Annotated in this window: 19 protein-coding genes; 12 read left to right on the forward strand and 7 right to left on the reverse strand. The window is 63.1% G+C overall.

The window, feature by feature from the left end; genetic code table 11:
- Window positions 1–35 precede the first annotated feature (35 nt).
- The 12 genes from G9X64_RS07705 (at window position 36) to G9X64_RS07760 (ending at window position 14,270) form a co-directional block, all read left to right on the forward strand.
- A complete protein-coding gene (locus G9X64_RS07705) occupies window positions 36–1,571 on the forward strand; it encodes a sugar ABC transporter ATP-binding protein (protein ID WP_171376299.1) in 1,536 nt (511 codons plus the stop codon).
- A gap of 25 nt (window positions 1,572–1,596) precedes the next feature.
- On the forward strand, window positions 1,597–2,598 hold the full coding sequence (locus G9X64_RS07710; RefSeq protein WP_171376300.1) for an ABC transporter permease: 1,002 nt from the start codon (window positions 1,597–1,599) through the stop codon (window positions 2,596–2,598).
- Window positions 2,595–3,602, forward strand: coding sequence for an ABC transporter permease (locus G9X64_RS07715; protein ID WP_171376301.1), 1,008 nt, complete (start codon window positions 2,595–2,597; stop codon window positions 3,600–3,602). The genes G9X64_RS07710 and G9X64_RS07715 overlap by 4 nt, the downstream gene beginning before the upstream one ends.
- Window positions 3,599–3,919 carry an L-rhamnose mutarotase gene (rhaM, locus tag G9X64_RS07720; protein ID WP_171376302.1) on the forward strand — a complete coding sequence of 107 codons (321 nt, stop codon included), beginning with the start codon at window positions 3,599–3,601 and terminating at the stop codon, window positions 3,917–3,919. Before G9X64_RS07715 ends, rhaM begins: the two co-directional genes overlap by 4 nt.
- A complete protein-coding gene (locus G9X64_RS07725; protein ID WP_171376303.1) occupies window positions 3,916–5,295 on the forward strand; it encodes an FGGY-family carbohydrate kinase in 1,380 nt (459 codons plus the stop codon). Before rhaM ends, G9X64_RS07725 begins: the two co-directional genes overlap by 4 nt.
- Window positions 5,296–5,374: 79 nt before the next feature.
- Entirely contained in the window at window positions 5,375–6,139 is a 765-nt protein-coding gene (locus tag G9X64_RS07730) for a fumarylacetoacetate hydrolase family protein (RefSeq protein WP_171376304.1), read from the forward strand.
- Window positions 6,140–6,269: 130 nt separating this feature from the next.
- A complete protein-coding gene (locus tag G9X64_RS07735; RefSeq protein WP_171376305.1) occupies window positions 6,270–7,154 on the forward strand; it encodes a helix-turn-helix domain-containing protein in 885 nt (294 codons plus the stop codon).
- A gap of 167 nt (window positions 7,155–7,321) precedes the next feature.
- Window positions 7,322–9,481 carry a TonB-dependent siderophore receptor gene (locus tag G9X64_RS07740; protein ID WP_171376306.1) on the forward strand — a complete coding sequence of 720 codons (2,160 nt, stop codon included), beginning with the start codon at window positions 7,322–7,324 and terminating at the stop codon, window positions 9,479–9,481.
- A 94-nt stretch (window positions 9,482–9,575) separates the two neighbouring features.
- Window positions 9,576–10,355 carry an ABC transporter ATP-binding protein gene (locus G9X64_RS07745; RefSeq protein ID WP_171376307.1) on the forward strand — a complete coding sequence of 260 codons (780 nt, stop codon included), beginning with the start codon at window positions 9,576–9,578 and terminating at the stop codon, window positions 10,353–10,355.
- 3 nt (window positions 10,356–10,358) lie between these two features.
- Window positions 10,359–11,243 (forward strand): ABC transporter substrate-binding protein, encoded by an 885-nt coding sequence (locus G9X64_RS07750; RefSeq protein WP_171376308.1) that lies wholly within the window; start codon window positions 10,359–10,361, stop codon window positions 11,241–11,243.
- Window positions 11,236–13,224 carry a Fe(3+)-hydroxamate ABC transporter permease FhuB gene (gene fhuB, locus G9X64_RS07755; RefSeq protein WP_171376320.1) on the forward strand — a complete coding sequence of 663 codons (1,989 nt, stop codon included), beginning with the start codon at window positions 11,236–11,238 and terminating at the stop codon, window positions 13,222–13,224. The genes G9X64_RS07750 and fhuB overlap by 8 nt, the downstream gene beginning before the upstream one ends.
- Complete coding sequence (locus tag G9X64_RS07760) at window positions 13,221–14,270, forward strand: siderophore-interacting protein (RefSeq protein ID WP_171376309.1); 1,050 nt, start codon at window positions 13,221–13,223, stop codon at window positions 14,268–14,270. The genes fhuB and G9X64_RS07760 overlap by 4 nt, the downstream gene beginning before the upstream one ends.
- 7 nt (window positions 14,271–14,277) lie before the next feature.
- On the opposite strand, the gene mmsB is transcribed toward G9X64_RS07760, so the two are convergent.
- From mmsB to G9X64_RS07795, 7 genes are all read right to left on the reverse strand, one after another.
- Complete coding sequence (gene mmsB, locus G9X64_RS07765) at window positions 14,278–15,159, reverse strand: 3-hydroxyisobutyrate dehydrogenase (protein ID WP_168312199.1); 882 nt, start codon at window positions 15,157–15,159, stop codon at window positions 14,278–14,280.
- 9 nt (window positions 15,160–15,168) lie between these two features.
- Complete coding sequence (locus tag G9X64_RS07770) at window positions 15,169–16,764, reverse strand: GMC family oxidoreductase (protein ID WP_171376310.1); 1,596 nt, start codon at window positions 16,762–16,764, stop codon at window positions 15,169–15,171.
- A 135-nt stretch (window positions 16,765–16,899) separates the two neighbouring features.
- The gene (locus tag G9X64_RS07775) at window positions 16,900–17,889 is read right to left on the reverse strand and encodes a branched-chain amino acid ABC transporter permease (protein ID WP_003547798.1); all 990 of its coding nucleotides are present in this window, start codon (window positions 17,887–17,889) and stop codon (window positions 16,900–16,902) included.
- A 1-nt stretch (window position 17,890) separates the two neighbouring features.
- Window positions 17,891–18,778, reverse strand: coding sequence for a branched-chain amino acid ABC transporter permease (locus G9X64_RS07780; protein WP_003547797.1), 888 nt, complete (start codon window positions 18,776–18,778; stop codon window positions 17,891–17,893).
- 4 nt (window positions 18,779–18,782) lie between these two features.
- On the reverse strand, window positions 18,783–19,484 hold the full coding sequence (locus G9X64_RS07785; protein WP_171376311.1) for an ABC transporter ATP-binding protein: 702 nt from the start codon (window positions 19,482–19,484) through the stop codon (window positions 18,783–18,785).
- Window positions 19,484–20,266 carry an ABC transporter ATP-binding protein gene (locus tag G9X64_RS07790; RefSeq protein ID WP_168315074.1) on the reverse strand — a complete coding sequence of 261 codons (783 nt, stop codon included), beginning with the start codon at window positions 20,264–20,266 and terminating at the stop codon, window positions 19,484–19,486. The genes G9X64_RS07785 and G9X64_RS07790 overlap by 1 nt, the downstream gene beginning before the upstream one ends.
- A gap of 5 nt (window positions 20,267–20,271) precedes the next feature.
- The gene (locus G9X64_RS07795) at window positions 20,272–21,477 is read right to left on the reverse strand and encodes an ABC transporter substrate-binding protein (RefSeq protein WP_171376312.1); all 1,206 of its coding nucleotides are present in this window, start codon (window positions 21,475–21,477) and stop codon (window positions 20,272–20,274) included.
- Window positions 21,478–21,584 lie beyond the last annotated feature (107 nt).

Consider the following 21,584-nt stretch of genomic DNA (forward strand, 5'->3'; position numbering starts at 1 on the left):
GCCGGGATTTCTCATTCGACACTGGTAGAAGCTTGATGAACGCCGCCTTTCAACAAACCGCCACGGACAGCAAAACCGGTGATGCGCCCGCCATTCTGGAAATGCGCGGCATCTCCCAGATCTTCCCGGGCGTGAAGGCGCTCGACAATGTCAGCATCGCGCTGCATCCCGGCACGGTCACCGCGCTGATTGGCGAAAACGGCGCCGGCAAATCGACGCTCGTCAAGATCCTGACCGGCATCTACAGGCCGAACGAAGGCGAGATCCTGGTCGACGGCCAGCCGGTGACCTTTGCCAGCGCCCAGGCCGCAATCGACGCCGGCGTCACCGCCATCCATCAGGAAACCGTGCTGTTCGACGAGCTGACGGTTGCCGAAAACATTTTCCTCGGCCATGCGCCGCGCACACGTTTGCGCACCATCGACTGGCAGGCGATGAACAGCCGCGCGAAGGCGCTGCTGACCGCGCTCGAAAGCAATATCGATCCGACGATCCGGCTGAAGGACCTCTCGATCGCGCAGCGCCATCTGGTGGCGATTGCGCGCGCGCTGTCGATCGAGGCCCGCATCGTCATCATGGACGAACCGACGGCAGCCCTTTCCCGCAAGGAGATCGACGATCTCTTCCGCATCGTCCGTGGCCTGAAGGAAAAAGGCAAGGCGATCCTCTTCATCAGCCACAAGTTCGACGAAGTGTACGAGATCGCCGACGATTTCGTCGTCTTCCGCGACGGCCGCGCTGTCGGCCAGGGCCGGCTCAAGGAAACGCCGCAGGACGAGATCGTCCGCATGATGGTCGGCCGCGACGTCGAGAATGCCTTTCCGAAGGTCGATGTCGTCATCGGCGGCCCGGTTCTCGAGATCCGCAATTACAGCCATCGCACCGAATTCCGCGACATCTCCTTCACGCTCCGCCAGGGCGAGATTCTCGGCATTTACGGCCTGATCGGCGCCGGGCGTTCGGAACTGTCCCAATCGCTCTTCGGCATTACCAGGCCGCTCTCGGGCACCATGATGCTCGAAGGCAGCGAAATCATCATCCATTCGCCGCAGGATGCGATCCGCGCCGGCATCGTCTATGTGCCGGAGGAACGCGGCCGCCACGGGCTGGCGCTGCCGATGCCGATCTTCCAGAACATGACGCTGCCCTCGCTCGCCCGCACCTCGCGCCGGGGCTTCCTCAGGGCGGCAGAAGAATTCGCGCTCGCCCGCAAATATGCCGAGCGGCTGGACTTACGCGCCGCGGCCCTTTCCGTCCCGGTCGGCACGCTCTCCGGCGGCAACCAGCAGAAGGTCGTCATCGGCAAATGGCTGGCGACGGCGCCGAAGGTCATCATCCTCGATGAACCCACAAAGGGCATCGACATCGGTTCGAAGGCAGCCGTACACGGCTTCATCAGCGAACTCGCCGCCGAGGGCCTGTCGATCATCATGGTCTCGTCCGAACTGCCCGAGATCATCGGCATGTCGGACCGCGTCCTGGTGATGAAGGAAGGTCTCGCCGCCGGAATTTTCGACCGCGCCGAGCTGTCGCCGGAAGCGCTGGTGCGCGCCGCCACCGGCAATGCATGAGGCCCGCAATGCATAAGGTAAGAGCATGGCAAGACTGATCAGAAAACGCGAAACCCTGCTGTTCCTCATCATCGTGGTGATGATCGCGATCTTTTCGACACGCGCTACCGATTTCGCAACGCCGGAGAATCTCGCCGGCATTTTCAACGATACCTCCATCCTGATCATCCTGGCGCTCGCGCAGATGACGGTTATCCTGACGAAATCGATCGACCTGTCGGTCGCCGCCAACCTCGCCTTCACCGGCATGGCGATCGCGATGATGAATGCCGCCTATCCCGACCTGCCGCTCGTCGTGCTGATCCTTGCCGCGATCGTCATCGGCGCCTGCCTCGGCGCCATCAACGGCTTCCTGGTCTGGGCGCTCGAAATCCCGCCGATCGTCGTCACGCTCGGCACGCTCACCATCTATCGCGGCATGGCCTTCGTGCTCTCGGGCGGAGCGTGGGTCAACGCCCACCAGATGACGCCGGTCTTTCTGTCGGTGCCGCGCACGCCGATCCTCGGCCTGCCCGTTCTCGGCTGGGTCGGCATCGTCATCGTGCTTCTGATGTATGTCCTGCTCCGATACACCCAGTTCGGCCGCTCGGCCTATGCGACCGGCGGCAATCCGACTGCGGCCGTCTATGCCGGCATCGATACGGGCTGGACGAAATTCCTGGCCTTCGTTCTGTCGGGTGCGCTCGCCGGCCTTGCGAGCTATCTCTGGGTGTCGCGTTATGCTGTTGCCTATGTCGATATCGCCAACGGCTTCGAGCTCGACAGCGTCGCGGCCTGCGTTATCGGCGGCATCTCGATTGCCGGCGGCGTCGGCTCGGTCGCCGGCACCGTGCTCGGCGCGCTCTTCCTCGGCGTCATCAAGAATGCATTGCCGGTGATCGGCATTTCACCCTTCACACAGATGGCGATCTCCGGAACCGTCATCATTCTCGCCGTCGCCTTCAATGCCAGGCGCGAGCGCAACCGCGGCCGCATCATCCTGCGCGACCGCGCCGCAGCCGAGATCAGAGCGGAGGCCGCAGCATGAGCACCGTGTCCACACACGAAAAGCGGATCATCCCCGACCGCCTCGGCACGCCCTTCCGCCGCATCCTCGCGAGCTGGGAAGTGCTGCTTTTTGCCGTCGCCGTGCTGATCTTCATCTTCAATTCGCTCGCCTCGCCCTATTTCCTCGACGCCTGGAACCTCTCGGACGCCACTTTCAATTTCACCGAAAAGGCTATGATCGCCTTCGCCATGGCGCTGCTCGTCATATCGGGTGAGATCGACCTCTCGGTCGCTGCGATCATCGCGCTCGCCTCGACGGCGATGGGCGCGGCTGCGCAGGCCGGCATCGGCACACCGGGCCTGGTCGCGATCGGCATCGGCACCGGCCTTGCCTGCGGCATCTTCAACGGCGTGCTGGTCTCGGTGCTGAAATTGCCGTCGATCGTCGTCACCATCGGCACGATGAGCCTTTTCCGCGGCATTTCCTATATCGTGCTCGGCGACCAGGCCTATGGCAAATACCCGGCTGATTTCGCCTATTTCGGCCAGGGTTATGTCGTCTGGGTGTTCTCCTTCGAATTCGTGCTCTTCATCGTGCTGGCGATCCTCTTCGCCGTGCTGCTGCATGCGACGAATTTTGGCCGGCAGGTCTATGCGATCGGCAACAATGACTTCGCGGCCCGCTTCTCCGGCATCCCGGTCGAGCGCGTCAAATTCATCCTCTTCCTGCTGACCGGCGTCATGAGCGGCGTTGCCGCCGTCTGCCTGACCTCACGCCTCGGCTCGACCCGGCCGTCGATCGCCCAGGGCTGGGAACTCGAGGTCGTCACCATGGTCGTGCTCGGCGGCATCTCGATCCTCGGCGGCTCCGGCACGATCGTCGGCGTCGTCATCGCCGCCTTCGTCATGGGCCTCGTCACCTTCGGCCTCGGCCTGCTGAACGTGCCCGGCATCGTCATGTCGATCTTCATCGGCCTGCTTCTGATCATCACCATCGCCATCCCGATCATCGCCCGCCGCATCAAGGTCATGAGCTCCCGATGACTTTAGAAAAACACGCCTTCAAAATGCAGCTCAATCCCGGCATGGAAACCGAATACCGCAGGCGGCATGACGAGATCTGGCCGGAACTGGTCGATCTCCTGCACAAGTCAGGCGCCAGCGACTATTCCATTCATCTCGACCGTGAGACCAACACGTTGTTCGGCGTGCTGACGCGGCCTACCGACCACACGATGGCGAGCCTGCCGGACCATCCGGTCATGAAAAAATGGTGGGCTCACATGGCCGATATCATGGCGACCAATCCCGATAATTCGCCGGTCCAGAGCGACCTGGTCACCGTCTTCCATATGCCATGAACGCCACCTCCTATCGCCGCATCGCCGTCCTCGACATCGGCAAGACCAATGCCAAGGTCGTCGTGCTCGACAGCGAGACGGGCGCCGAGATCGCCGTCCTGAAACGGCCGAACATCGCGATCAAATCCGGTCCCTATCCGCATTACGACGTAGAGGCTCTCTGGTCCTTTGCGCTCGATGCGCTGAAGAGCCTTGCGCGCGAGCCCGGCTTCGACGCCATTTCGATCACCACCCATGGCGCTTCCGCAGCACTCCTTGGCCGAGACGGTGTGCTTGCCATGCCGGTGATCGACTATGAACACGAATATCCGCAGGAAATCCGCGACGCCTATACGGGGCTGCGCCCCTCCTTCGACGAAACCTTCTCACCGCGCCTCGCGATGGGTCTCAATGTCGGTGCGCAGCTGCACTACCAGAAGACCGCGTTTGCCGAGGAATTCGCCGAGGTGGCGACCATCCTCACCTATGCGCAATATTGGACGGCGCGGCTGACCGGCGTCACCGCCAATGAGCTGACCTCGCTCGGCTGCCATACAGACCTCTGGAACCCGAGGGAGGGCCACTATTCCTCGCTCGTCGACAGGCTTGGCATTCGCGACCTCATGGCGCCGATCCGTTCCGCTTTCGATGCGCTTGGCCCGGTCCTGCCGGATATCGCCACGGAGCTCGGCCTCGCCGCACCCGTGCCGGTCTATTGCGGCATTCACGATTCCAATGCCTCGCTGCTGCCGCATCTGGTCCATCGGGAAGCACCCTTCGCCGTCGTCTCCACCGGCACATGGGTCATCAATTTCGGCGTCGGCGGCGATCTCGATCATCTCGATCCGAGCCGCGATACGCTCGCCAATGTCGATGCCTATGGCCGGGCCGTCCCCTCTTCCCGTTTCATGGGCGGCCGGGAATTCGAGATCCTGTCGGCCGAGATCGGCCTTGCCGACGAAAAAGCCGCTCAGGCGGCAATCGGTCCCGTCATCGGCAAGGGCATGATGCTGCTGCCGAATATCGCCTCCGGTTCCGGGCCTTTTCCGGGAAAGGCAAGCCGCTGGATCGGCGCCGAAGAGGCAAGCCGCGAGGAGCGCTCTGCCGCTGCCCGTCTCTATCTCGCCTTGATGACCGATGCCTGCCTCGGACTGGTCAGCGCCAAGGGGGCAATTATCGTCGAAGGGCCCTTTGCGCTGAATGGGACCTATCTCAAGCTGCTGGCCGCCCTGACCGGCCGCGAAGTCATGGCCCTTCCGGGCTCGACCGGCACCAGCCAGGGGGCGGCCCTTCTCACCGGCATCCGGCCGGTATCGGGCGCCGAAACGCATATTCCGCCGACCGATATCCCGGGGCTGGCCGCCTATCGCACCCGCTGGTACGCGGCGATGGAATAGGAGTCTTTCCAAAAGCGACCTTGTTCGTCCCTGCCTTCTCGTTAGTGTGGCACCTCGAAAATCATGTCGAGGAGATAGCATGACAGAGAGATTCGATCCGCGCACCCTTGCAGCCAGGCTTCACAGCCTGCGAAAGGCCGGCCGGCAGGAGGCAACGGACACTTTCGCGCTGCCCGCCGATCTCCATCAGGCGATGGAGGCGCAGAATTTGCTCACTGCTGCAGACCATATTTCGAGTAATGCCTGGAAAGTCACGGTCTCGCCGCAGGGCCAGGCGGTCACCGCTCCGTTGTATCCCTATGCCAAAGCCGTCTCGGGCGCTGACATTCCCTGGTATCCGGGCCTGAAATTCGAGACCGAGATCGCCGTCCGTCTCGGCGGCGACCTGCCGGTCCGCGCGGGTGTTCCCTACAGCCGCGCCGAGGTGGTCGAGGCGATTTCCGCTGTTTATCTCGGCGCCGAGCTGCTGGTCAGCGCCGTGAAGGAAAGCGGCAGCGTTTCGTTTCTGCTGTTCGTCGCCGACCGGCTCGGCAACAGCGGCTACGTGCTCGGCCCGGAGGTCGACAAAAGCGTCGTCGATACTGCCGCCGGCACACCGCTCAAGGTCACCCATGCCGGCCGCACGATCTATGATGGTCCGGCGCAGCATCCGAAAGGCGACGTTCTCACCTGGCTCGTCGATTATGCCAATGACGGCGTGCGCCCCGAGACATCGCTAATGGCCGGTGCGCTGATCACGACGGGCACGTTGAGCGGCGCGATCGAACTGACCGAACCCGGCGAGATAGACATCATGCTCGGCAATGCCCACCTCAGCTTCTCTGTGTCGAAGGATTCGATTTGACGCCGCTTTCCCCGGATTCGGGCCGATCTGGTGCCGGATTGGGAATTGCCATCCGCTTCCGCCTGCGGTAATAAACTTGAGTATTATTTGAAAGTTTAACTCCGGCGCATGGCCGGAGGCGGAAGTGGAAATGACGTTTCAACCGCGGATGCAGAACAAGATCCAGGGCTTCTCCGTCATCGGCGGTGTGCATCGCCGGCTGTGGAACGGCATCGTCGCCGATGTCTGGGATGTGGAATGCGCCTCCTATGCCGGCGGCTATTATGTCTCGCGCGACCCGCGGCTGTTCATCATGCTCGACAAGCGGGGACCGGGCAATTCGCGTATCAGGCTCTCGCCGAAGGCGCAGGGTTCAATTCAGGATACGGAAAAACGGCCGATCTCCTATGTACCGGCCGGCATGGAAGTCTGGGCCGATCTGACCGACGTGCATTCGGTGCGCCATCTCGATCTCCATTTCGACGCCGACACCATCAGCCGCAGGCTAATGGAGGATATCGATCCGCGCCGTCTGGAAAGTCCGCAGCTTCTGTTTTCCGATGAGCGGGTGCTGTCGCTGGCACAGCTGGTCGCCGCCGAATGCCTCAATCCGGAGCCGCTGCACGATCTCTATGGCGACGGCCTGGCATTGGCGCTGATCATCGATGTCCTGAAGATTGTCAAGGCGATGCCGCGCAAACGCAGCAAGTTGGCCTCCTGGCAGCTTCGCCGCGCCACCGAATTCATCGAGGAAAACTGCTTGCGCAATATCCGCCTCGAGGAACTCGCCGGCCTCACCGGCCTGTCGCAATCGCACTTCAGCCATGCCTTCAAGGCCTCGACCGGCATCGCCCCGCATCAATGGCAGACCAATGCCCGGCTCGATAGGGCCAAGCGGCTGCTTGTCGAAAGCGAAAATGCGTTGACCGCAATCGCCGCCGAAACTGGCTTTGCCGATCAGGCGCATTTTACCCGTGTGTTCCGCAAGCATGTCGGCATTACGCCGGCGAGTTGGAAGAAGGCGCAAGTTGCCTGATTGCAACGCTTAGCGGGCAATTGCTTGCAACGCGGAGAATTGCCCAAAAACGTTCAATTTTCCCCGATCGCGACAATCCACCCCGGTAAAACTGAGTTAATCACTCATCTTATTCAGGGCTTCGCCGCACGCCAAGTATCGCGCGGCACGAGTGGGGTATAGGACATATGAGCGGGCAGACCAGGGGTCTCATTTTCAAGGTAAATCTATTGGCAGGCGTTGCGGTCGCCGGTCTGATCGCGGGCTCCGCCGCGGCACAGGAAGCGAACTCGACTGAACTCGCGCCGATCGTCATCCAGGGCGGCGGCGACACCGCCACCAGCCCTGTCAAAGGCTATGTCGCCAAGAACTCCTCCGCCGGCTCGAAGAGCGACACCCCGCTCAACGAAATCCCGCAATCCGTCTCCGTCATCGGCACGGAGGAAATGGACGATCGCGGCATCACCAACAAGATCGACGAGGTGTTGCTCTATACGCCTGGTGTCACCGCGCAGCCTTTTGGCAACGACGGCGATACCGACTGGTTCTATATCCGCGGCTTCGACGCGACGCAGACCGGCGTCTTCTTCGATAATCTCACGCTGTTCAGCTATGGCTTCGGCGGCTTCCAACTCGATCCCTTCATGCTGGAGCGCGTCGAGGTGCTGAAGGGTCCGGCCTCCGTGCTTTACGGCGGAGCAAACCCCGGCGGCATCGTAAATCTCGTCCGCAAGCGCCCGCTCGACGAGCCGCTCTTCTATACCGAGATCGGCATCAACAGCAACGGCAACGCCTTCACCGGCTTCGATGTCTCCGACAAGGTCGGCTCCAGCGGAACGATGAGTTATCGCATCACCGGCAAGGTTGCCGGCGGCGACAATTATTCGGATTTTTCCGAGGATCTGCGCGGCTTCATCATGCCGCAGCTCACCATTGCGCCGGATGACAGCACCAGCCTCACCGTCTGGGGCTACCTCGCCGGCCTCGACCAGGTCCATACCGGCAACGGCTTCTTCCCCTATGTCGGCACTGTCGAGGATGCGCCGTTCGGCAAGATCGACCGCGACGCCTTCTATGGCGAGCCTGACATCGACGACGGCAGCTATGTGCAGAAGATGATCGGTTACGAATTCGAACATGAATTCGACAATGGCATCAAGTTCTCGCAAAACCTCCGCTACGGCCACCTCGACAAGCATGAGATCGGACCCTACCTGAACGGCTGGGTCGGCGGCGTGCCGACCGGTCCTGACTATCAGTTGGCGCGCATCGGCTTCGAAGGCCGCTCGGGGGTCGATAGCTTCTCGATCGACAACAGGATCGAAGGCGAGACCGAAATCGGCGGCGCCACTCATAATCTTCTCGTCGGGCTCGACTACACCTATTACCGCCTCGAAAACTGGCAGGCCTGCTGCGGCTCCAATTCGATCAGCGCAACCGATCCCATCTATGGCACGACACAGGGCGCCAATTTCGTCTATGCGGACGGCGTCGTGACCAAGAACCAGATCGGTGTCTACGCCCAGGATCGGATCCATTTCGGCGATGGCTGGCTGCTGACGCTCAACGGCCGCTACGACTATGTCGATATCGACCAGAACGCCGAAATCGGCACGACCTACAGCACCAACGACAGCGCGCTCAGCGGCCGCATCGGCCTTGCCTATGAGTTCGATAACGGACTGACACCTTATGTCAGCGCCGCGACATTCTTCAACCCGCTCGTCGGCACTGGTGTTTCCGGCGCGTTGAAGCCGGAAGAGGGTGAGCAGTTCGAAGGCGGCATCAAATATGAGCCGGCCTTCATCGACGGCTCGCTGACCGCCTCCGTCTTCCACATCACCAAGCGCAACAACACGGTGACCAATCCCCTGACCTTCGCCCAGAGCCAGCTCGGCGAAGTGGTTTCGCGCGGTGCCGAACTCGAAGGCAAGGTCAATATCAACGAGAACTGGAAGGTTCTCGCATCGCTCGCCTATACCGACATGGAGGTGATGGAGAACGACGCCAATCCGGCGCTGGTCGGCAATTCACCCTATATCGTCCCGAAGGTGGCCGCCTCTCTCTGGATCGACTACACGCTGACGACAGGGGCTTTCGAGGGCATGAGCTTTGGCGCCGGTGTCCGCCATCAGGGCTGGTCCTGGGCCGATGAGGCCAATACCGAGAAGGTGCCGGCCGCCACGCTCGTCGACGCTGCGATCCGTTACGAGAAGGAAAACTGGGGCGCCTCGCTCAACGTCGCGAACCTCTTCGACAAGGAATATGTCAAGGGTTGCGGCGGGCTGACCGTCTGCGGTTACGGCGATGCCCGCACCGTCACCTTCAAGCTCAGCAGGAAGTGGTAAGTTGACAATCTGAGTTTAGTTTTGCAGGAACCTGTGGGGAAAGGGAGGGTCCGCCCTCCCGAACCCGTTTGCAGCGCCGAACCTGGAGCAGACGATGCCTTCGCCTTTCCTTGCCCTCTCGCGGATAGATTATGCCATCGGGCCGAAAGACATCCTGTCCGGCATCGACCTGACGCTTGAGCGCGGCCGCATTTACGGACTGGTGGGGCCGAACGGTTCCGGCAAGAGCACTCTGTTGAAGATCGTCGCCCGCCAAGTCGGGCCGAAATCCGGCGCCATCTCCTTCGACGGCAAGCCGGCGGGCGACTGGGGCAGCCGGGAATTTGCCCGCCACGTCGCCTACATGCCGCAATTCACGCCGGCGACCGACGGGATGACCGTGCGGGAACTTGTGGCGCTCGGCCGTTTTCCCTGGCACGGCACGCTTGGCCGCTTCACCGCGACGGATCGCAACATGGTCGAGGAGGCGATCGTCCGCACCGAGCTCGAGGATTTTGCCGATCGTCTCGTCGCCAGCATGTCCGGCGGCGAACGCCAGCGCGCCTGGATCGCCATGATGCTGGCGCAGAACGCCCGCTTCCTGCTGCTCGACGAGCCGACGTCGGCGCTCGACCTCGCCCATCAGGCCAGCGTTCTCTCGCTGGTCAAGGAACTCAGCCATGAACGCGGGCTGACCGTCATCATCGTGCTGCACGATATCAACCTCGCCGCGCGCTATTGCGACGCGATCATCGCGCTCAATCGCGGCCGGATCACCGCCGAGGGCACGCCCACCGAGATCATGCAGGCCGACACGCTGCAGTCGATCTTCGGCGTCGGCATGGGCGTCTTCCCGCATCCGGTTCGAAACGAGCCGGTCAGCTATCTGTTGTAGGCCATGGCTTTTTTGGCGTTCTTCTCCCGCAGGCAGTTTCTGGCCGCTGCGGCGGCCTCGCTCTCCACCCCCACGCGATTGCGGGCGGCGCAGGGCCTGCGCGTCGCAACGCTCGACTGGGCGCTGCTTGAAACCCTGCTGGCAATCGGCGCGAATGTCGTTGCGGCAACCGAACTGCGGCAATTCCGCGAGGTGGCGGTCACACCTGAAGTGCCGGCAACGGCCGCCGATCTTGGCCTGCGCGGCACGCCGAATTTCGAGGCGCTGCGCTTTGCCCGACCGGAACTGATCTTCAACTCGAACTTCTATGCCTGGGCAGACGAACGCATGCGTGGGCTCGCGCCTGTGGAAAGCCATGCGATCTACAAACCCGGCGACAGCCCCTTCGCTCTCGCTGAACAGGCCACGCTGGCAATCGGCGAGCGTCTGCAGCTTGCCGCAGCGAGACAATTGACCGAAGAGCTTGCAGCCAGGCTCGACCGCTACCGGGCGGTCTTTGCCGCCGGCGACCGACGGCCGGTGATCCCGATCAATCTCGGCGATGCCCGGCATTTCCGTGTCTTCGGCTCCGACAGCATGTTCGGCGAGGTGTTGAAACGCGTCGGTCTCACCAATGCCTGGCAGGCTCAGACCAGCTACTCGGCCGCCGCTCCCGTCGGCATCGAGATATTGGCATCGATGCCCGACGCCTGGATCGTGATGATCCCGCCACACCCGGCCGATGCGCTCGCCACGCTCTCTGCCAGCAGCTTCTGGAATGCGTTGCCGGCCGTGCGCGAGAAACGCGTGCTGATGCTCGGCTCGATCAACCCCTATGGCGCACTGCCGGCGGCCGGCCGCTTTGCCGATCTTTTGGCGGAGGGGCTCGCGCATGCATGGAATGGTTAGCCGCGCCAAGCCCGCAGGAAGCGCGGGCACGCCCGTGTTCGCGATATTGCTGCCCCTACTCTGCATCACGGCCTTCGCACTCCTCATCGTAACGCGTCCCGAGGTTCCGCAGGGCGATGCCGACGCCGCCATGCTGAACGGGGTGCTGCTCTGGAACAGCATCATGCCCCGCGCCATGCTGGCATTGATCGCAGGCGCGGCACTCGGCCTTTCCGGCACATTACTGCAGCGTGTCCTGCGCAATCCGATTGCCGATGCTTCCACGCTCGGCATTGCCTCCGGGGCGGAACTGGCAATGATCGCGGCCATGGGCTTCTCGCCCCTGCTCATCGGATTTTCGCGCGAGATGGCCGCCTTCGGCGGCGGACTCGCGGCTGTCGCCATCGTGCTGGCTTTGAGCTGGCGGCGCGGGCTCGATCCGGTGACCGTCGCGCTCTCCGGCCTGATCGTCAGCCTGATCGCCTCGGCCCTCAGCGTCACGCTGATCCTTGCGCGCGGCGAATACGCCATGTCGATCTATATCTGGGGCGCCGGTTCGCTCAGTCAGCAGGATTGGAACGGCGCGCTCTCGCTCGGGCCGCGGCTTATCCTCGGCTTTGCCGCCGCTCTTATCCTGGTGCGGCCGCTCCGCATCCTTGCCCTCGACGACAGCGGCGCCCGGAGCCTCGGCCTTGCGCTGCATTCGACCCGGCTGGCGATCGTCGCGCTCGCCGTCTGGCTTTCCGCCTCAGTGACGGCAGAGGTCGGCGTGATCGGCTTCGTCGGGCTCGCGGCCCCCGCGATCGCAAGGCTTGCCGGCGCGCGCAGCACTGGCAGACTGATGCTGACAGCTCCGCTGACTGGGGCCGGCCTGCTCTTCCTGACCGATTGCCTCACCCAGATCCTCGGCCCCGGCTTCACCGATCTTGCGCCGACCGGAGCCGCAACCGCGCTGCTCGGTGGCCCGCTGCTGCTCTTCCTGCTGCCGCGTGTGCATTCCGTTTCGGCCGTTGCCGCCCAGTCGACCGCAGCGCTGAACAGGCTCGCCAAGCCGCTTCTGGCCCTTGGCGCGCTCTTAATTGCCCTCATCCTGATCTTTGCCGTCGTCCTCACCGTCGGCCCGGCCGAGGACGGCTGGCATGCCGCGACCGGCTCGCTCTTGACCGATCTCCTGCCCTTCCGACTGCCGCGAACGATCGTTGCGGCCGGGGCCGGGGCCATGCTGGCGGCAGCCGGCTTCATCATGCAGCGCGTCACCGGCAATCCGATCGCCAGCCCTGAGGTCCTGGGCGTCAGCAGCGGTGCCGGTGCGGGCCTGACCGTGGCGCTCTTCCTCTTCGGCTTCCCCTCGCCCATCATCATGCTGCTTGCCATGGCGCTCGGCGCGCTAACCGCCTTCCTTGCGATGATCGCTATATCAGCCCGCGCCCAATTCTCGCCGGAACGCATGCTGCTCGCCGGCGTCGGCATCGGCGCCTTCGCCATGGCGATCGTGACGATGGTGCTCGCCCAGGGCGATATGCGCGGCTATATCCTGCTAACATGGCTTTCCGGCTCGACCAACCGCGCCGGCGCCTTCGAAGCCTGGACGGCCATCATCTCGCTGGTCGTGCTGACAGCGCCCCTGCCCTTCCTCAGCCGCTGGCTGACGATCCTGCCGCTCGGCGCCGGCCCCAGCCGCGCCATCGGCCTTCACGTCGGGGCAAGCCGACTGGCGCTTGCCATCCTGGCCGCGCTGATGACGGCGATCGCCTCCTTCCTCGTCGGACCGCTCAGCCTCACCGGTCTCATTGCACCGCATCTTGCCCGCCTTGCCGGCTTCCGCGCCCCCGGCCACCAGCTGACAGCGAGCCTTCTCTTCGGCGCAGGCGTGCTGATGGCGGCGGACTGGCTGTCGCGCGTCGTCATCTACCCCTACCAGGTGCCGGTCGGCCTCTTCGCGGCGCTGATCGGCGGCCCCTATCTCATCTGGCTGCTTTCGCGAAAGGAGGTTCAGCAATGATGGCTGAACGATTTACAGTATCCGGCGTCGCAGTCACCGCCGATCCCGGCAGAATGCTCGACGAGATCTGCACACATTTCGTCGAGCACGGCACCGTCACCCGAAACGGCGACGCCGTCACAGTCGAGACGATGATCGGCACGGCCGATATAAGTCGAGACGGCCAGGCACTCGCGATCGAGCTCTCCTGCCGGAGTGCGCGTGCTCTGCAGAATGTGCGGGCCATCCTTGCCGAACACCTCTTCGGCTTTGCCGGCGAGGAGACGCTGGAGCTCACGTGGTCCGATGCTCCAAAGGCGGACCGCCTGCCGGATCTGCGCGAAATCCGCGTCATCGGCGCTGGAAATATCACCCCGCATATGCGCCGGGTCACTGTCGCCTGCGACGATACCAGGCATTTTGCCGATGGCGGCCTGCATTTCCGCCTGCTCATTCCGCCGAAGGGGCGCCCACCGGTCTGGCCGCAATTGCGCACCGACGGCCGCATCCACTGGGCGAGCGGTGACGACGCACTGACCGTGCGCATCTATACGATCCGCAGCATCGATGTGGAGCGTGGCGAGATGGAGATCGATTTCGTTCTGCATGAGGGCGAGAACATGCCCGGCGCCGAATGGGCGATCAACGCCAAGCCGGGCGACATCGCCGGCGCCCTCGGGCCGGGCGGCGGCGGGGTTCCCGACGCAACGTCGATTATCCTTGCCGGTGACGAGACGGCGCTGCCCGCCATCTCCCGCATCGCCGCCGAGATCCCCGCGGGAAGGCGGCTCACGATCTTCCTTGAAATCGACAGCGTCGCGGAAGAACAGCCCTTGCCCTCGGCGGGCATTCTCGATGTCACCTGGATGCATCGAAACGGCAAACCTGCCGGCACGATGGGCTTGATCGAAAAATCCATCAAGAAAGCGCTGCTCGAAGCCGATGCCAATACGTTCGTCTGGGCCGGCTGCGAAAGGGCGGAAGCCAAGCGCATCCGCGACTTCCTGAAGACCGAGCGCGGCCACGACCGCCAGAGGATGAGCATCGGCGCCTATTGGGAACGCTGAGTGCCGCTCACGCCTTCTCGCGGAACATCTCGATGATGGCGGAAAAGTCCCTTCCGCCATTGCCCTGCTTTTCGAAGAGCGCATAAAGCTGCGCGGCTTCCGCGCCGAGCGGGGTGGAGGCGCCGCTCGCCAGTGCCGCTTCTTGTGAAAGCCTGAGATCCTTCAGCATCAGTGCTGCGGCAAAACCCGGTTTGTAGTCATTATTCGCAGGCGAGGTCGGCACCGGTCCGGGCACCGGGCAATAGGTATTGATCGACCAGCACTGGCCCGACGAGGTCGATGCAACGTCGAACAGCGCCTGATGCGAGAGACCAAGCTTTTCGGCGAGCACGAAGGCCTCGCAGACGCCCACCATCGAAATGCCGAGGATCATGTTGTTACAGATCTTCGCTGCCTGGCCCGCACCCGCCTCGCCGCAATGGACGATCTTCTTTCCCATGGCCTCGAGGATTGGTTTTGCCCTGGCGAAGGCCTCTTCCGAGCCGCCGGCCATGAAGGTCAGCGTGCCGGCGCTCGCCCCGCCCGTGCCGCCGGAGACCGGTGCGTCGAGCGACAGGCAGCTTGCGGCCTTGGCCATCTCATGCGCCTTGCGGCTGCTTTCGACATCGATGGTCGAGCAATCGATGACCAGCGTGCCTTGCGCGGCGGACTGCAGGATATCGGTCCAGGCCGTCAGCACGTGTCTGCCCTGCGGCAGCATGGTAATGATGATCTCCGCGTCCTTGACCGCCTGGCTGGCATGGCTTGCCGGCTTGACGCCACTCTCCTCGGCGGCCTTCAGCACCGAAGCCGCGAGATCGAAGCCGAGGACCTCGTGACCCGATTTGACCAGATTGGCCGCCATCGGCCCACCCATGTTGCCGAGGCCGATGAATGCGATCCTTGCCATGGTCTTCTCCTATCGATTGTCTTCGAGGATCATCGCTGCCGCCTTTTCGGCGATCATGATGGTCGGCGAATTGGTGTTGCCCGAGGTGATCGACGGCATCACCGAGGCGTCGGCGATCCTCAGCTTGCCGAGCGCCCGGAGCCTCAGCCTGGGATCGACGACGCTGTCCCTGTCGGCGCCCATGCGGCAGGTGCCGACGGGATGGAAGATCGTCGTGCCGATCTCGCCCGCCGCCCGCTCCAGATCGGCCTCCGTCTGATAGGCAGGCCCCGGCTTGAATTCCTCCGGCCTGTAACGGGCAAACGAAGGCTGCGCGACGATCCTGCGCGTCAACCGTATTGAACGGACAGCTATGTCACGATCGCGCTGCGTCGAGAGGTATTTCGGGCTGATCGTCGGCTGGGCGGCAAAATCCGGGCTGGACAGGTGGACCGAACCGCGGCTTTCCGGCCTCAGATTGCAGACGCTCGCGGTGATTGCCGGGAAAGGATGGACGGGATCGCCGAACTTTTCCAGTGATACCGGCTGCACATGATATTGCAGATCAGGCGTTTCCCGGTCCGGGCCTGATCGGGTGAAGATGCCGAGCTGGCTCGGCGCCATCGCCATCGGCCCGGAGCGGCGGACGAGATATTCGAGCCCGATCGCCGCCTTGCCGATCAGCTTCGTCGCCTTCTCGTTCAGCGTCGGAACCCCCGTCACTTTATAGGCGAGACGCAGCTGCAGATGGTCCTGCAGGTTCTCGCCGACACCCTTGACCTCGGTGACGACATCGACGCCTGCCTGTCTGAGAACCTCTCCCCTGCCGATACCTGACAGTTCCAGGATATGCGGCGAACCGATCGAACCCGCTGAAAGGACGGTTTCCCTCGCCGCATAAGCGCGTTTCGACACGCCGCGATGCTGGAATTCGACGCCGGTGACAGCGCCCTCCTCTACCAGCAGCCGCCGGACCTGTGCCTTGGTGAGCACCGTCAGGTTGGAGCGCCGCATCGCCGGGCGCAGAAAGGCCTTCGAGGTGTTCCAGCGAATGCCGGAACGCTGGTTGACGTCGAAATAGCCGGAACCCTCGTTGCTGCCACGGTTGAAATCCGCTGTCTCCGGGATGCCCGCTTCCCTGGCCGCCTGCTGGAAGGCGTCGAGCACGGCCCAGCGCACGCGTGCTTTCTCGATGCGCCATTCGCCGCCGGCGCCATGCATCTCGTCTTCGCCGCGATAGAAATCCTCGGACTTGCGAAAGAAGGGCAGCACATCGTCCCAGCCCCAGCCACTGCAGCCCATCTGCCGCCAGAGGTCGTAGTCGCGCGCTTGGCCGCGCATATAAATCATGCCGTTGATCGACGAACAGCCGCCGAGCACCTTGCCGCGCGGATAGCTCAGCGCCCGGCCATTCAACCCCGCTTCCGGCGCCGTGGTGAAGCACCAGTCGGTGCGCGGATTGTTGATGCAATAGAGATAACCGACCGGGATATGGATCCAGTGATAGTTGTCGCTGCCGCCGGCTTCGAGCAGAAGCACCCGGCTCCGACCATCGGCGGACAGCCGGTTGGCGAGCACGCAGCCGGCGCTGCCTGCCCCGATGATGATATAGTCGTAACGATCCATGCCCCGCACGAGACTCCAGATGCTTGCCGCTTTCCTCTCCCCGCGCCACGGGGAGAGGAAGAGTCGCAGCGCCGCCGCCCGTCTCTTTTCCCGGGATAGAGGGTTTCTTTCCCGAGAAGAGAGAGGTCCGCCCGTTCAGCGGCGATAGACGAAGCCCAGTTTCCGCCCTAGCCGCGAGGCGTAGAATTCGCCAATGATGCCGCGGCGGAAGATCAGTACGCAGACCATGAAGACGATGCCGGTGATGATCGTCACCGGGAATTCCGAGGTGGCGAGGTAGTTTTCCAGCACCACCACCAGTCCGGCGCCGAACAGCGGGCCGATCAGCGTGCCGATGCCGCCAAGCAGCGTCATCAGGATCACCTCGCCCGACATCTGCCAGGCGACATCGGTCAGCGTCGCGAACTGGAAGACGATCGATTTCACCGCTCCCGCGAGCCCGGCAAGCGCTGCCGACATGACGAAGGCGCCGAGCTTGTAGCGCGCCACGGAATAGCCGAGCGAGATCGCCCGCTGCTCGTTTTCGCGGATCGATTTCAGAATCATGCCGAAGGGCGAATTGATGAAGCGCCAGATGATCAGGATGCCGACGAGAAAGACAGCCAGTACGAAATAATACATGTTGGTCGAGCTGTTCAGATCGATGAAGCCGAAGAGATGGCCGCGCGGCACCGACTGGATACCGTCCTCGCCTTCGGTGAACTCCGCCTGCAGGCAGAAGAAGAAGAACATCTGCGACAGCGCCAGCGTGATCATCGCGAAATAGATGCCCTGGCGGCGGATGGCGAAGAAACCCATGACGAGGCCAAGAAACGCCGCACCCGCCACGCCGATCAGGATGCCGAGTTCCGGCGGCAGGCCCCATTCCTTCACCGTATAGGCGGTGAAATAGGCAGCTCCGCCGAAGAAGGTGGCGTGGCCGAAGGACAGCAGGCCGGTATAGCCGAGCAGCAGGTTGAAGGCGCAGGCAAAGAGCGCGAAGCAGAGCAGCTTCATCAGGAAGATCGGATAGAAGAAAAACGGCGCCAACAGCAGAAGCAGCAGCCCGGCGAGCAGGAAACCCGCCTGCACCGAAAGGGCGGTTCGGCTTTTTTCCGTTTGGATGGTTTCGGTGATGTCAGCCATGTCAAGCATCCCGTCCGAAGAGGCCCGCGGGCCTGATGAGAAGCACGATCGCCATGATGACGAAGATCACGATGTTGGACGCCTCGGGATAGAAGACCTTGGTCAGGCCCTCGGCGATGCCGAGCACATAACCGGTGATGATCGCGCCCATGATCGATCCCATGCCGCCGACAACGACGACGGCGAAGACGACGATGATCATGTTCGAGCCCATCAGCGGCGAGACCTGATAGATCGGCGCCGCCAGCACGCCGGCAAAGGCGGCGAGGCCCGCGCCGAGCGCGTAGGTGAGCGTCAGGAGCACCGGCACATTGACGCCGAAGACCTGCACCAGCACGGCGTTTTCGGTCGCGGCGCGGAGATAGGCGCCGAGCTTGGTCTTCTCTATCAGCAGCCAGGTGCCGAGGCAGACGACGAGCGAGACGACTACCACCCAGCCGCGATAGATCGGCAGGAACATGAAGCCGAGGTTGGCCCCGCCGGCAAGGGCTGCCGGCGTCGCATAGGGCTGGCCGGAAGAGCCGTAGAGATAGCGGAAGGTGCCCTCGACCGCGAGCGCCAGCCCGAAGGTGAAGAGCAGGCCGTAGAGCGGATCGAGATCGTAGAGCCGGCGCAGGAACAGCCGCTCGATGATAGCGCCGGCAAGGCCGACGATAACGGGCGCCAGGATCAATGACGGCCAGTAACCGATGCCGGCATAGGTCAGCAGCAGGTAGGCGACGAAGGCGCCGAGCATATATTGCGCGCCATGGGCGAAGTTGATCACCCTGAGCAGGCCGAAGATGATGGCGAGGCCGAGGCTCAGCAGCGCATAGAACGAGCCGTTGATCAGGCCGATCAGCAGCTGGCCGAACAGCGCCTGCAGGGGAATGCCGAAGATCATCGTCATCTGGTCATACTCCCAGAACCTTGTGCAGCGTATCCATGCGCTGCGGCAGTTCACCGACCGGGAATTCCGACACCATCTGCCCATGATCCATCAGATAGAAGCGATCGGCAATACGGCTGGCGAAACGGAAATTCTGCTCGACGAGCAGGATCGTCATGCCGCGCTCCTTCAGCGTCTTCAGCACCTCGCCAATGCGCTGGACGATAACGGGGGCAAGCCCTTCCGTCGGTTCGTCGAGAATGAGCAGCCTGACGCCGGTGCGGAGGATTCGGGCGATCGCCAGCATCTGCTGCTCGCCGCCGGAAAGCTTGGTGCCCGGGCTGCCGCGGCGCTCGTAGAGATTGGGGAAGAGTTCGTAGATCTCGTCGAGCGTCATGCCGCCCCCTGCCACGACAGGCGGCAGCAGCAGGTTTTCCGAAACGGTGAGCGTCGAGAAGATGCCGCGCTCCTCCGGCACGAAGCCGATGCCCCGATGCGCCGTCTTATGCAGCGGCACCTGCATCATATCGCTGCCGTCAAAGCTGATCTTGCCCTTGCGGGAGCGCACGATGCCGGTGATGGTGCGCAGCGTCGTCGTCTTGCCGACGCCGTTGCGGCCGAGAATGGTGATCGTCTCGCCTTCGGCCACGCGCATGTCGACGCCGTGCAGGACGTGGCTTTCGCCGTACCAGGCGTTGAGCCCCTGGACTTCGAGGAGAGTGGCCATCAATGCTCCTCCGTGCCCATATAGGCCACACGCACGCGCTCGTCCTGGCTGACGGTCGCATAGTCGCCCTCGGCGAGGATCTCGCCGCGCTGCAGTACGGTGACATGCTGGCAGATATTGGCGACGACGGAGAGATTGTGCTCGACCATCAATACGGCGCGGTCGCGGGCGACCTCGCGGATGATCGATGAGACGACGCCGACATCCTCCTGCCCCATGCCGGCCATCGGCTCGTCGAGCAGCAGCACCTTCGGATCCAATGCCAGCGTGGTGGCGATCTCCAGCACGCGCTTGCGGCCATAGGAAAGATCGGCGGCGATGTGATCGCGCTCCTTGGAAAGCCCGACGCTGGCGAGCAGTTGCTCGGCGCGCTCGTTCAGCCGGTCGAGTGCCGAAAGCGGCCGCCAGAACTGTGTGGAAAGATTGTTCGGCCGCTGCAACGCCACGCGCACATTGTCGAGAACGGTCAGATGCGGGAAGACCGCCGAGATCTGGAAAGAGCGGACCAGCCCCATGCGCGCTACCTTGTCGGGCGGCGTTCCGGTGATGTCAACGCCCATCAGGCTGATGGTGCCTGAGGTCGGCTGCAGGAACTTGGTCAGCAAGTTGAAGACCGTCGTCTTGCCGGCGCCGTTCGGGCCGATCAGCGCATGCACGCTTGCGTCATGCACATCGAGATCGACATTCTTGACGGCCGTGAAGCCGCCGAAATCGCGACGCAGGCCGCGGGCGGATAACACCACCCGCGGCTTCGCCAGAGTTTCAGTTGCGGAAACCGCCATCGTGCTTACTTCACCAGATCGCAGCCGCTCTTGGCGGGATCGATATAGGCTTCCTTCCCGGGAATGGTGGCGAGCACGTTGAAGTAATCCCACGGCTCCTTGCTTTCGGACGGCTTTTTGACCTGCAGCAGGTACATGTCGTGGATCATGCGGCCGTTGGCGCCAACCGTGCCGCCGCGGCCGAAGACGTCGTCGACCGGCATTTCATGCAGTTGCTTGGCGACGGCTTCCGTTTCGTCGGTGCCGGCCTTCTGCACCGCCTTCAGATATTGCGTCACCGCCGAATAGGTGCCGGCATGGACCATGTTCGGCATCTTGCCGGTGCGGGCGAAGAACTTCTTGGCGAAGGCGCGGCTCTCGTCGTCGCGGTTCCAGTAATAACCTTCCGTCAACGTCAGCCCCTGCGCCGCATCGAGGCCGAGACCGTGGACTTCGGCGAGCGTGAACAGCAGCGCCGCCAGATGCTGGCCGCCCTGGGTGATGCCGAATTCGGCCGCCTGCTTGATGGCGTTCGAGGTGTCGAGGCCGGCATTGGCAAGGCCGATCACCTTGGCGCCGGATGATTGCGCCTGCAGCAGGAAGGATGAGAAATCCTGGCTCGACAGCGGATGGCGGACGGCGCCGACGACGGTGCCGCCGCTCGCCTTGACGTAATCGCTGGTCTGCTGCTCCAGCGAATAACCGAAGGCATAGTCGGCGGTCAGGAAGAACCAGCTGTCGCCGCCCTGCTTGACGAGTGCGCCGCCGGTGCCGACGGCGAGTGCATGGGTGTCGTAGGCCCAATGGAAACCGTAAGGCGAACAGGCCTTGCCGGTGAGATCCGTCGTCGCAGCACCCGTGACGATGTCGATCTTCTTCTTCTCCTTGCCGATCGCCTGCACGGCGAGCGCCACGGACGAGGTCGTCAGTTCCATGATCGCATCCACCTGCTCGGTGTCGTACCATTGGCGGGCGATGTTGGAAGCGATATCAGGCTTGTTCTGGTGGTCGGCATCGACGATCTCGACCGGAACGTCGAGCACCTTGCCACCGAAATCCTCGACCGCCATCTTGGCGGCTTCGACGGAGGACTTGCCGCCGAAATCGGCATAGACACCCGACTGGTCATTCAGGATGCCGATCTTGACTTTGCCGTCGGTCGCGCTCTGCGCGAGCACCGCAGTGCTGCTCGCAAGCAGAAATGCAACTGATGCAATGAAATTCTTACGCATATTCTCTCCTCCCAGAGATTGGCCAGATTGCGGATCTGTTCAAATTTGGCCAGCCGTCCTCCTCAGAACGACCGACCCTCACCTTACGATCACGGAAATTCCGCCCT

This window comes from Rhizobium sophorae (assembly GCF_013087515.1).
GTDB classification, from domain to species: domain Bacteria; phylum Pseudomonadota; class Alphaproteobacteria; order Rhizobiales; family Rhizobiaceae; genus Rhizobium; species Rhizobium sophorae.